Genomic DNA, 11071 nt, shown 5'->3' with positions numbered 1-11071 from the left:
AACGGTGGACCTACGCGAAACCTACACGGCCATGCCCGGCGTCGCCGCGCTCGGCGACCTGCCCGACGCCTGGCACTGGGCGACCGCCCCCGGCTTCGATTCCAGCGCTGCCTTGTACGCCGACGGCAAGCGTGCGTTCCAGGCATACGCACTGGATTCGTACGACGAAGGCTTGGCCATCGCGCTGCTGTCCTTCGCCCGCTCGCACAGCACCGAACTGACCACCGACGCCCCGCTGACGGCGGCCGAAGGCTTCTCCCACCCGGGATACGCCTTCGACGCGGTGGCCGCAGCCACCTCGCCTCTGCACCGCTGGTACCCGGACGACGCCGAGATGAACGACGCGGTCCGGGCTGTCATCCCGGTCTACCGCTGCGAGGTCGCCGGCGACGAGAGCCTCCAAGACGCCGAATACCGCTACAGCCGCGGCAGCGGCATCCGCGGCACCAGGTGGGACCGCCGGCCGTCCCCGTACCTGAAATACCGCTACCGCGGCGCCACTGGTTCCGTACAGGCAAAACGCGGTTTCGCCGGGCTCAAATCCTTGGTCAGCATGGTGACCCGCGGCGAGGGCCGGGACGACCTGTTCGTGGAGTTCGAGAACTACCGGCACGAGGTGTACACGGTCACCTGGACCGACACCTGGACCCTCACCGGGCCGGACGGCGTCACCACACCGGTCGGCCTCGAGGAACTGCTGGAAGCGGTCAAGGTCGCACTGTACGGACCGAACGTCGAGTACGCGGACTTCCCTGGCTGAAGTGGAGCGCAGCAGCCGCACTGCTAGCGCGGTCGCCACCGCTGCGCGGCACCGCGCAGTCGGGCCGGCGCTGCCGACCTCGAGCGCCACATTGCTACCCGAGGTCTCGTTTTTGTTCGACTCGGCTAGTTTCCGCCTTGGCTTCTTGTCATGCCGCTGACCGCGCCGCCGCGACGCACGCTCGGTAGCTCGTTCAGTCATGGGAGACCAGGGAACCACGTACGCGGCGTTTATACAGAGCGAGCTCAAACTGGAGGGCGATCCTGGCGCTGCGAGCTGGGAGGATCTTGGTCATGAACGACCGTGCTGCGTTTCAGGTTTTGGTGCTGCCCTACCGGCAGACTGGCCAGGGCACGGAGTTCGCGTTGTTCAGGCGGGCTGATGCCGACTATTGGCAGGGTGTGGCCGGCGGTGGCGAAGCGGGCGAGTCCCCGCTGCAGGCGGCGCGGCGGGAAGCCGCCGAGGAAGCCGGCTTGGTCGGTGACTGCGAGTTCGTCGCGCTGGATGCGCGTGCCACGATCCCGGTTGTCTCCGTGACTGGGGAGTTCACGTGGGGACCGGACGTGCTGGTGATCCCGGAGTACGCGTTCGGTATCCGCGTGGAAGACACCGAGGTGAACTTGTCGCACGAGCACACCGAGTACGGCTGGTTCAGCCTCGACAACGCAGCGAAGGCCGTGCAGTGGGATTCCAACCGCACCGCGCTGTGGGAACTGAACCACCGGCTGCAACACGGCCTCGTTCACCGCGTCGCGTGAGCCACGGGCCACGGAGGACTGCCAACGGCTGGCCTCGACGTGTACGTGTTGTCCAGCCTGCATGGCAGTTGTTGATCTCCGGTACTGCATAACTCTCCATGATCATCACGTTCGAAATGTGTGACGACGGAGGAACCTTGGGACGCAGGCGGATCGTGGACACGCTGCGAGTGCCAGGAGATCCGGCTTGGCAGCGGTCGCCAAGTGGCCGCTTTGTCGCTGCCCCACACTTCGATGGGCCAATCAGGTTACTTTAGCCGGATCCTCCCTGAATCAGCCTTTACTGCGCAAAAATGCCGGTATGTCCCCACGTGCCAGGGAACATTTCAGCGAACAGGGGAGGATTCTGTTGAGGAACAACGGAAAGGTCCTTGCGCGGACCTCGGTCGCCGTCGGGGCCAGTGTCGTTCTCGCGGCCACGACAGTCAGCACGGCTCAAGCAGCGGCTCGTGACGGACACTGTGACGCGGGGGAATTCTGCCTCTACTGGGGCAATGAACGGACGGAGTCGTTGTCGGACTTTACCGGCTCGATCTCAAACTACGGCGACTCCCAGCCGACCTGCTACGAGTTCAAGGGAGCCGGCCGGGGGATCAACACCTGCGTCAAGAACAACGCCATCTCCGCGTGGAACCGCACCAAATACAAGGTCACGGTGTACTACAACAGCGGTTACGGCGGCGCCGAAATGACCTACTACCCCGGCACTTGGGGCAACTTCGTTCCCGAGCTACTGAACAACAACGCCAGCCACCTGTTCCGGTCGCTGTAAACCGCAGAGACAGCTCAGCCTTGCGGGGAAGAGAAGGAACCGGCAGGGCTGAGCGGTCACAACCGATGCACGTACGCCTCGGCGACGAAATCGATGTCGATCGTCACCGTCACCACGTCGGCCCCCGCCCGACGGCGACCTTCTCTGGTAGGCCGTCGAGATCCGGGACCGCGCAACACGACCAAGGCAGAGACACCGACGGCGTCATAGCGATCCTGAACACGACAGAACCCCGGCAACACACCGTTGCCGGGGTTCTGCCCGATACAAGAAAGTTTCGTACCCGGCAAACTCAGCCGAATTTCAGCGACCGTCCGGGCGAGGCTGCCCCAGAGCGCCAGGGGCCCGAGGGAGTTCTCGCGACACACACGCCCCTGTGACGCTCCGACGATCCGGGCCAAAGGCCGCACACGAAGACCTCGTCGCCGACATACAAGGCATGCGCGATCCTCAGCCGGGTCGGATCACCCAGCGCCCACAGGCGCACGGCGCGTCCGGCGGTCTGCTCTGCCTGTGGCTGCGCAGCGCACAACGACTCAACTTGGTCGAACTCGATGCACCGCAGGTCGCAGCGGAGGTCGCTATGCCCCGAACGGTTGTATTCGCATCGGCACACATATAAGTTTGGAACACCGAAAACTGGCGGTCGGGTGCCGCCGGGAAAAGCGATGACCCACCGGACACGCAGCGTCGAGCTGGAGGCCGCATCCGAGCCGTATGCGGCACGGTGGTTGCCCCCGAAGGAGGTGCGTGATGGCCGCGACGCGACGCCGGTTCCTGCTGGGAGGTGCCCTGGCGGGCACCGCGGGCCTCGCGCTTGGCGCCTGCGCCCTGCCCGCATCGTCCGAGGAGCCGGTCACTCCGGCCGGCACGCATGCGGGCGGGCATGCGGGCGCGCACGGCGGCGGCGTGAACGGTCCGATGTTCCGCCAGGGCGGCACCGTCGACCATCGGGCGAACGGTTTCCACCCCAGCGAGGTCCTGCGCGACTTCGACTACGGCCGCGTCTCGCGGACCGACCGGGGCCGCCCGCTGCGGGAGTGGGAGATCTTCGCCAGTGACGAGGACGTGGAGGTCGCGCCCGGTGTCCGGTTCCCGGCCTGGACGTTCAACGCACGGGTGCCCGGTCCGACCTTGCGCTGCCGGCAGGGCGATCTGCTGCGGGTGCGGTTCACCAACGGCTCGGCCCACCCGCACACGATGCACTTCCACGGTATCCACCCGGCCGAGATGGACGGGGTCCCCAACATCGGGCCCGGGGTCATCGAACCCGGGCACAGCGTGGTGTACAAGTTCGACGCTCAGCCGTTCGGGCTGCACCTCTACCACTGTCACGTGGGTCCGCTGGCCGAGCACATCGCCCGCGGCATGTACGGCACCTTCATCGTCGACCCGCCCCAGCCGCGTCCGCCGGCCGATGAGCTGGTCATGGTGATGCACGGCTACAACACGACCTTCGACGGGCAGGGCAATCAGCTCTACGCGGTCAACGGCATCCCGTTCCACTACATGCACGAGCCGATCCGGGTCCGCCGCGGCGAGCTGGTCCGGATCTACCTGGTCAACATTCTCGAATACGACCCGATCAACAGCTTCCACCTGCACGGCAACTTCTTCGACTACTACCCGACCGGCACCCGCCTCGAACCCTCCGAGTACACCGACACCGTCGTTCAGGCCCAGGGCCAGCGCGGAATCTGTGAGCTGCGATTCCCGCACACCGGGAAGTTCATGTTCCACGCTCACAAAACGGAGTTCGCCGAACTCGGCTGGATGGGTTTCTTCGAGGTGACCGAATGACCGACGGCCGCACGGCGGGGCTGCGGGCATGGCTGCCCGCGATCGCCGGTGTCGTCCTCGTCGGGATCGCCTTGGCAGCACTTGCCGTACTCGGGGGCCGGTCGCTGCCCGAACGCACCGGACCACCGATCGAGCAGCTCATCGTCGAACACACCCAGCTGACCCCGGGCGCGATCGAACTGACCCTGCGCAACACCGGCCCGGATCCGGTGCAGGTCGCGCAGGTGTTCGTCAACGACACCTACGTCGACTTCACCGGCGGGACGGGGCCGATCCAACGGCTCGGCACCGACACACTACGGCTGACCTACCCGTGGCAGAACGGACAGCCGTACACGGTCGCGATGCTGACCTCCACCGGCCTGGCGATCGAACACGAGATCCCGGCCGCGGTGAGCACCCCGCCCGCCAACGGCGGCTTCTTCGCCGTGATGGCCCTGCTGGGTACCTACGTCGGAATCATCCCCGTCGTGCTCGGCATGCTGTTGCTGCCCGTGCTGCGCCGGATCGGCGCCCGGGGAATGCGCGTGCTGCTGGCCGTGACCGTCGGGCTGCTTGCGTTTCTCGCCGTGGACGCGACGCTCGAAGGTGTCGAGCTCGCCGGGCGCGGCGGAGGCGCGTTCGGCGGTCCGGCCCTCGTCGTGCTCGGCGCCGTGCTGGCCTTCCTCGCCCTCACCGCAGTCGACCACCGCCTGAAAGCCGGCCGCTGCGAAGAGGAGCTGGAACGGGCGACCGGAACCCGCCTGGCCGTCATGATCGCGATCGGGATCGGCCTGCACAACCTCGGCGAAGGTCTCGCGATCGGCGCCGCCTACACCGTCGGCGAACTCGCCCTCGGCACCGCTCTGGTCGTCGGGTTCACCATCCAGAACACCACCGAAGGTCTCGCGATCGTCGCGCCCCTGACCGAGCAACGTCCCCCGCTGCTCCGCCTGCTGGGCCTCGGCATCCTCGCCGGCGCACCAGCGATCGCCGGAACACTTGTCGGCGCCACCGTGAGAAACGCGGAACTCTCCGCGTTCCTGCTCGGCATCGGCGTCGGCGCGATCGCACAGGTCATCATCCAGATCGCCCCATCCCTGAGAGACCGCCACGCCCGGATGCTCGACCCCACCACGATCGGCGGTGCCGCCGCCGGTCTGCTCGCGATGTACCTCACCGGGCTCCTCGTCACCGTCTGAGCCAAACCGCCCACGGACACCGTTGCCGAGCTGGGCGCCGTACCCATCCCGCTCTCGCGGCGTCGAGGCCTAGGGCGACTACTTCGTACGCCGAGGGCTCAAGCGGAGACCCGTGAGTCTTGGGCTCGGATCTCGCTGGCCGGGTTGCCGCCCCACCAAGCATGGGGTGGTACCTCCTCGCCCTTCATGAGGAAGGAGTCGGCGGTGAGCGACGCGCCGTCGCCCATCGATGCTCCGTAGTGGACCAGGGCCCCGACTCCGATCGTGCAGCCGGACCCGACGGCGATGCGGTCGGCCTTGAAGGTGCCGTCCTCCTGGGAGTGGCACTGCAGTTTGCTGGCGGGGTTGAACGTGACGTCGTCGCCGATCGTCACGAGGGTCTTTTCCGGTAACCCGCAGCCGTCGTCGAAAAGCCGGCGGCCGATGTGGGCCCCGAGCATCCGCCAGATCACGCCTTTGAACGGTGTGCCGTTGAAGGCTTGCACGTAGGCCATCGCAGCGGCCTTCCAGAACCGTTCGTGCCGCCAGAAGCGGATGTCGTAGATCGAGCAGTACAGCGGCTGCAGAGGGTGGATCACTTGGGAGGCGCGTTCGACCAGGGTGAAGTAACAGACGCTGAACAGCATCCCGACGAGCGACGCCAGCGCGATCGCCGACAGCCCGAGCACGGGGTAGACGTCCGTGGTGGCCCAGCCGAGCAGAACGAGGCCCAGGAAATAGATCCAGCGCACCAGCAGGAACATCACGATGGTGACGGAGTTGTGCCGGTTCTTCGCGGCGAGGCCCCGGCGCAGCGCATCGCCGCTCCTGAGGTGGTCGAACTGCCGGTCCCGCGCCACCGTGCGCGGGATCTCGAAGCTCGGCGAACCGAGCAGCCCCACGTTCTCGCGCACCGGGCCGTCGACCGGCACCAGCACCTTGGTGCCCAGCAAGCAGTTCTCGCCCGCCCGGCTCTGCGCGGGATACGCGACGTTGTTGCCGAGGAAGTTGTGCCCGCCGATCTTCGTTCGGGCCACGCGGAACGACGTGCTGGAGAAGTCTGCGTTGATGATCGACAGGCCGTCCGCGATCATCGTGCCGCTGCCGACGGTGCTCAGCTGCGGGGTTTCGTGCTTGACCACGGACCCGAAGTTCGACCCCGTCTGCTGGAGGTCGGGCATCCGGTACCCGAGGTACCGCAGGTAGTGCACGATGGCCGAGCTGTCGCCGAAGAGCGTGATGAAGAACTTCAGGTTGGAGACCACGCGGATCGCCCGGTGCAGCGAGTAGCGGAAACCGTACAGGCGATAAACCCTGTCCGGTTTCAGGACGACGCCGAGCACACGCGGGACGGCCGCGACGAGCAGCAGGGTGATGAGCGATCCGCCGAAGAAGATCACGAACGACACGGCGAGCGCGTCGAGGTAGAAGGCCCAACTGGTGAACTGCAGCGGCTCTGAGTTCAGGAACGTCGCGAGCTGCGGGGCGGTGGCAAGCAGTAGGTCCAAGCCGCCGATGGCCAACGGCAGGTACACCAGCAGCACGGCCAGCAGCTGCGAGACGCCGTAGCAGAACCGGCGCACCATGCCGCATCCCGCGGGACCGACGCCGCGGTAGTCGGTCTCGGTCCGCCGCGCCGGTGACCCGTGCCAATGCTCACCCGCCGGCACCGCCTGTCGGGGGTGCAGTGACGACGCGTGTCCGAGCTGCGCCCCGTCGCCGATCGAGGTGTCGATGTCGATCACCGACAACTCCCCCACGAACACGTCCTTCCCGAGGGTCACCGAACCGGTCTGGATCTCGCCGGCCTCGGCCCGGTAACCGAGGAGGAAGGAGTCCTTGCGGATCACCGAACCCTCGCCGATCGTGAGCAGGTCGGTGCACACGGGCACGTTGCGGGAGAAGATCGCGACTCCCCGGCCGATCTTCGCCCCGAGTGCTTTCAGGTACAGCACGTACAGCGGTGAGCCCAGGAAAAGCAGCGCCACCAGGTTGCGCTGCACCAGCGTCTTGACCAGCCAGAACCGGAAGTAGTCGAGGGTCCACACTCGGATCCGCCGCGGCTTCCACCGGCCGATCAGCACCCACTTCGCCACGATCGGCAGCACACACAGGCCGACGAACGCAGCGCCGGTGAACAGCACCAGCCGCAGGTAGATGTCCAGCAGGTTCGTTCCGGCGGCAGACACCCAGGTCACGCCGCGTACGACGAGCAGCGCCGCCAAGTACGAGTAACCCACGAACGCCAGGAACTGAAATAGTCCACAAAGGACATACTTTGCCGTGCCGGCACGAGGAGGTGCATCGGCCTGCTTCGCAGCCGCAGGCTCAGCCAACGCGGGTGCAGCGCCTCCGACTGATGCCGCCAGGCTTCTGATCGTCGGGTTGGCGTAAACGTCCTTCATCGACACCGACGGCACCTCCTCGCGCTTACGCACCCGCGCACAGAAATGAGCCATGACCAGCGAGTTGGCGCCGAGATCTTCGAAGAAATCACTGTCAACCGACACCCGATCGACACGCACGACGTCCGCCAGCACCTTGGCGAACACGCGCTCGGCGCTGCCTGCCACCTCTACGTTGCCGCCCTGGCCGCGCACAGAGTCACGTTGCTTTTCTGGCGGGACGTTGAATGACTCACTCACCGCATGAACCCCATTGATCGGAAATCTATGCCGAACCGATAACCAACCCAAGGCGGGTTGAGCACGCACCGAATCCGGCAGCGAAGGCGTGGTGAACGTTCTCGCGCATTGCGACGAGGATCTGCTCGCGAACACCCTTGAACGCACAGCAACCCAGTTCCGTCACCGTGACACACCAGACGCCGCGCCCGCAAGGACGTGCGTGCAAGATTCCAACACCTTCACGACTGATCAGGTGAAACTGATCCTTTTGGATGCACGAATACCAGCGCTGAGCACGGTGGAACAATGCCACCTCACACAGATTTGACCCGCGTCACCGTGACGTCACGATTTGATCTGGTGGATCACATTCGACATTCGTCACGCGGGCGTAAAGACAGTGATCGGGCGTCGTTTTTCGTCGACGGCGTGGAGACAATATCTGACGGGTCCTGTGATCACTCGGACCGGACGGCAAGAAGCAGTGTTGGAGCGCGGCCGCGAAAGTACTCAGCGGAGGACGGTAGACGCCGACGACACGAGCGGAGTCGACAGATCATCTTCGCTACCTCACATTCGCTTCGACATGCAGATATGCGCCGCTGGTGAACCGCGCCCTCCCGGCGGACCTGCTCCAGGAACACCTCGGCCGGTCGACCGCCAGATGCCTGCTGAACGACCCCAGATGGCCCAGGCTCCTTGCGACCGACGTCGAACCGAGCCGCCGTTCCTCTCGGCCCAGCCGATCAAGAGGAACGGCCCGACCGCGTCGAAAGCGGGTTTGCCGTATTCGCCGGCGATCAGCGGTCCCGCGACGTTCAACACCAAGGTCACCACGCTCGCGAAGAGCGGAAGGCGGCGGCGCTTACGGCGGCCAGGTCGGCGACGGTCCACGCCTTCTCTGCCTCACCTTGCATGACCTGCAACGCGGCGTTCAGCCGCGGATCTGCCGAGGCAGTGAACCAGCGTGGCCGCGGTCGGGCTCGTGCGGACGTCACTGCGGATCGCCGGCACGAGCAGCTCCGGATCGAGGCATTCGGCGCTTGGCTCGTGGCCGATGTGGTGATCAGGCCCACCCCGGCCCAGCGTGACATCGCCGGGCATCAGCTCGACTGCGCTTCCCGCCGCGTCCGGCCAAAGCCAGCCACGACTTCGAACGACCGTGTGCACCGCGAGCCGGATCGAACCACCCAGCCGGTCGAGATCGTCTTCGCCGCCAAGCGAAGCGTCACCGGTCAGTTACCTGAACCGTTCGCCGACAGCCCTGACTGTGTGAAGCGCAGCCGAGGCCCGCCGCCACGAACTCAGAGGTTTTGTAGCCCCTCAAACGCCCCTACCCGCAGGCAACAAAAAAGCCCAGGTCAGCGACCTAGGCTTGGATGCTCCCCCGCTTGGACTCGAACCAAGAACCCTCCGGTTAACAGCCGAATGCTCTGCCAGTTGAGCTACAGGGGATCGTATTCAGTTGTGCGCCGGATGTCCGGCGCGATGGAAAGAACTTTAGCGCACCGCCTGCGCCACCCGAACAGGGGGCCCCTCTTCGCGGATCACGCCCAGGGGGCGCCGGATTGCTGGACAATGGAGAGTCGGGAGTCCGACGAACGAGAGGCGTGGCCGCTGATGAAGAAGTTCCTGCTGGGCGTGGGTCTGGGATACGTGCTGGGGACCAAGGCCGGCCGGGGACGGTACGAGCAGATCGTGCGCACCTACCGCAAGGTGATCGACCACCCGATGGTCCAGGGCGCCGCGGGAGTGGCGCGCGCCAAGGTCGGCGAGAAGTTCGGCCGGGGCCACTGACCCGCACGCGTACCGCTGAGGGGGCCCGTGAGCGCGCCCGGAAACGGCGGGGTCAGGGGATCCGCGCGACGAAGAAGATGCGCCGGAACTCGAACCACGTCGTGCCGTCGGCGCGGGGCGGGTAGGCCTCGTCGAGGAGCGGGGCCAGCTCGGTGCGGAAGGACGCCCAGTCGTTGTCCGGGAGGGCGGCGCGGATGGGGCGCAGGGCGGTGCCGGTGATCCACTCCAGCACGGCGTTCTCACCGGCCAGGCGCTGCATGTACGTCGTCTCCCAGGCGTCGACGAGGCAGCCCGCGTCGGCCAGCAGGGAGGCGTACTCCAGGGGCGACGACACCGCCTCGTTCTCCCGCAGAACGAGGGAAGCCAGGCGCGAGGACCACGCCGGGGAGGCCGCCAGCTCGCGCGTGAGGCGGTGCGACGGGGCAGCGAAGTTGCCCGGCACCTGCACGGCAAGCACGGCACCCGAGGCCAGCTGCGAGACCCAGTGGCGCAGCAGGTCGTCGTGGCCCGGCACCCACTGGAGCACGGCGTTGGAGACCACCACGTCCGTGTCCGGGCGCGGCGCCCACTCGCGTACATCGGCGACGTGCGCGTCCACTCCGCGAGAGCGGGCGGCGTCCACCATCTCCGGCGAGCTGTCCAGGGCCTCCAGCGTGGCGCCGGGCCAGCGGCGGCCCAGGTCGAGCGTGAGGTTGCCCGGGCCGCAGCCCAGGTCGACGACGCGGCGGGGCGCGTCGGACGAGATTCGCCCGATCAGGTCGTAGAAGGGGCGGGCCCGGAGGTCCGCGTAGTCGAGGTACTTGGCCGGATCCCACATGGCGAACCTCCCGAAAGATAAACCGTACGCCCGTACTGAGTACAAGCGTACTGCTTACTCCCCCGGGTTGGCCAGCTTCTCGGCGACTTCCCCGGCGATCGCCTCCACCAGCGCCGGGTCGGTGCCCGGGTCGGGTCGCACTTGGAGCACCGTGCCGTCGCGGCCGGGGACCTTGCGCTGCACGAACCACGCGCCGCCGCCGGTGCCGAAGTCGTGGCGGTGGCGTGAGCGCACGGAGCTGTCGACGCGCAGGCGCACCTGCGGCGGCACCTTGCCCGGCGCCGGCAGCCGGAACCGCACGGGCGGGCGGTCGACGACCACCATCACGGCGCCGGCCTCGCCGGTCTCCTCGGACTCCGTGAGCTCGAAGACGCCCTCGGCCCACGCGGCCTTGGCCACGAGGTGCCAGTAGACGCGCCGGGGGCCGCCCTCGGCGGGGATCCACAGGCCCAGGCTGGTCACCACGAGCTCGCCGCCGCCTTCGACGCCCGCGACCGCGATCACGTTTTCGCCCGCAGCGAGCTCGCCCGGGAAGTCCGCGGGGAGTCCCCCGCCCATCAGACGGTTCAGCCAGCCCATG

The 11071-nt window shown here is 66.9% G+C and carries 10 protein-coding genes and 1 tRNA gene; 6 read left to right on the top strand and 5 right to left on the bottom strand.

Annotated elements, in window-relative coordinates; all coding sequences use genetic code 11:
* Positions 1 to 4 precede the first annotated feature (4 nt).
* The 5 genes from ABZU76_RS26720 to ABZU76_RS26700 all read left to right on the top strand — a co-directional run bounded on the left by ABZU76_RS26720 (position 5) and on the right by ABZU76_RS26700 (position 5271).
* Positions 5 to 760, top strand: a complete 756-nt coding sequence (locus ABZU76_RS26720; RefSeq protein ID WP_354874168.1) for a hypothetical protein — start codon at positions 5 to 7, stop codon at positions 758 to 760.
* Between the two features lie 293 nt (positions 761 to 1053).
* Positions 1054 to 1518 carry an NUDIX domain-containing protein gene (locus ABZU76_RS26715; protein WP_354874166.1) on the top strand — a complete coding sequence of 155 codons (465 nt, stop codon included), beginning with the start codon at positions 1054 to 1056 and terminating at the stop codon, positions 1516 to 1518.
* Positions 1519 to 1867: 349 nt separating this feature from the next.
* The gene (locus tag ABZU76_RS26710; protein ID WP_354874164.1) at positions 1868 to 2290 is read left to right on the top strand and encodes a peptidase inhibitor family I36 protein; all 423 of its coding nucleotides are present in this window, start codon (positions 1868 to 1870) and stop codon (positions 2288 to 2290) included.
* Between the two features lie 753 nt (positions 2291 to 3043).
* On the top strand, positions 3044 to 4090 hold the full coding sequence (locus ABZU76_RS26705) for a multicopper oxidase domain-containing protein (RefSeq protein WP_354874162.1): 1047 nt from the start codon (positions 3044 to 3046) through the stop codon (positions 4088 to 4090).
* Positions 4087 to 5271 carry a ZIP family metal transporter gene (locus tag ABZU76_RS26700; RefSeq protein ID WP_354874160.1) on the top strand — a complete coding sequence of 395 codons (1185 nt, stop codon included), beginning with the start codon at positions 4087 to 4089 and terminating at the stop codon, positions 5269 to 5271. Before ABZU76_RS26705 ends, ABZU76_RS26700 begins: the two co-directional genes overlap by 4 nt.
* A 98-nt stretch (positions 5272 to 5369) precedes the next feature.
* Here ABZU76_RS26700 and ABZU76_RS26695 read toward each other — a convergent pair whose 3' ends face one another.
* From ABZU76_RS26695 to ABZU76_RS26685, 3 genes are all read right to left on the bottom strand, one after another.
* Positions 5370 to 7964 carry a Pls/PosA family non-ribosomal peptide synthetase gene (locus ABZU76_RS26695; protein WP_354874158.1) on the bottom strand — a complete coding sequence of 865 codons (2595 nt, stop codon included), beginning with the start codon at positions 7962 to 7964 and terminating at the stop codon, positions 5370 to 5372.
* An 819-nt stretch (positions 7965 to 8783) separates the two neighbouring features.
* The gene (locus ABZU76_RS26690; protein WP_354874218.1) at positions 8784 to 9059 is read right to left on the bottom strand and encodes a hypothetical protein; all 276 of its coding nucleotides are present in this window, start codon (positions 9057 to 9059) and stop codon (positions 8784 to 8786) included.
* A 200-nt stretch (positions 9060 to 9259) separates the two neighbouring features.
* Positions 9260 to 9332, bottom strand: a tRNA-Asn gene (locus ABZU76_RS26685).
* Between the two features lie 123 nt (positions 9333 to 9455).
* Between ABZU76_RS26685 and ABZU76_RS26680 the strand changes: the two genes are divergently transcribed.
* Positions 9456 to 9674: a hypothetical protein gene (locus ABZU76_RS26680; RefSeq protein WP_220242757.1), complete on the top strand. Its 219-nt coding sequence runs from the start codon at positions 9456 to 9458 to the stop codon at positions 9672 to 9674.
* Between the two features lie 52 nt (positions 9675 to 9726).
* On the opposite strand, the gene ABZU76_RS26675 is transcribed toward ABZU76_RS26680, so the two are convergent.
* Together ABZU76_RS26675 and ABZU76_RS26670 are read right to left on the bottom strand one after the other, a co-directional pair.
* Entirely contained in the window at positions 9727 to 10491 is a 765-nt protein-coding gene (locus tag ABZU76_RS26675) for a trans-aconitate 2-methyltransferase (RefSeq protein WP_354874156.1), read from the bottom strand.
* Between the two features lie 54 nt (positions 10492 to 10545).
* On the bottom strand, positions 10546 to 11070 hold the full coding sequence (locus tag ABZU76_RS26670; protein WP_354874154.1) for a hypothetical protein: 525 nt from the start codon (positions 11068 to 11070) through the stop codon (positions 10546 to 10548).
* Between the last annotated feature and the right edge of the window lies 1 nt (position 11071).

The organism is Amycolatopsis sp. NPDC005232 (assembly GCF_040607795.1).
GTDB lineage: Bacteria > Actinomycetota > Actinomycetes > Mycobacteriales > Pseudonocardiaceae > Amycolatopsis.
This window is presented reverse-complemented; position numbering and strand designations above follow the sequence as displayed.

Coding starts and splice junctions, on each gene's coding strand:
- ABZU76_RS26715 (WP_354874166.1), top strand. CDS start 1,054: ATGAACGACCGTGCTGCGTTTCAGGTTTTGGTGCTGCCCTACCGGCAG.
- ABZU76_RS26705 (WP_354874162.1), top strand. CDS start 3,044: ATGGCCGCGACGCGACGCCGGTTCCTGCTGGGAGGTGCCCTGGCGGGC.
- ABZU76_RS26680 (WP_220242757.1), top strand. CDS start 9,456: ATGGAGAGTCGGGAGTCCGACGAACGAGAGGCGTGGCCGCTGATGAAG.
- ABZU76_RS26670 (WP_354874154.1), bottom strand. CDS start 11,070: ATGGGCTGGCTGAACCGTCTGATGGGCGGGGGACTCCCCGCGGACTTC.
- ABZU76_RS26675 (WP_354874156.1), bottom strand. CDS start 10,491: ATGTGGGATCCGGCCAAGTACCTCGACTACGCGGACCTCCGGGCCCGC.
- ABZU76_RS26700 (WP_354874160.1), top strand. CDS start 4,087: ATGACCGACGGCCGCACGGCGGGGCTGCGGGCATGGCTGCCCGCGATC.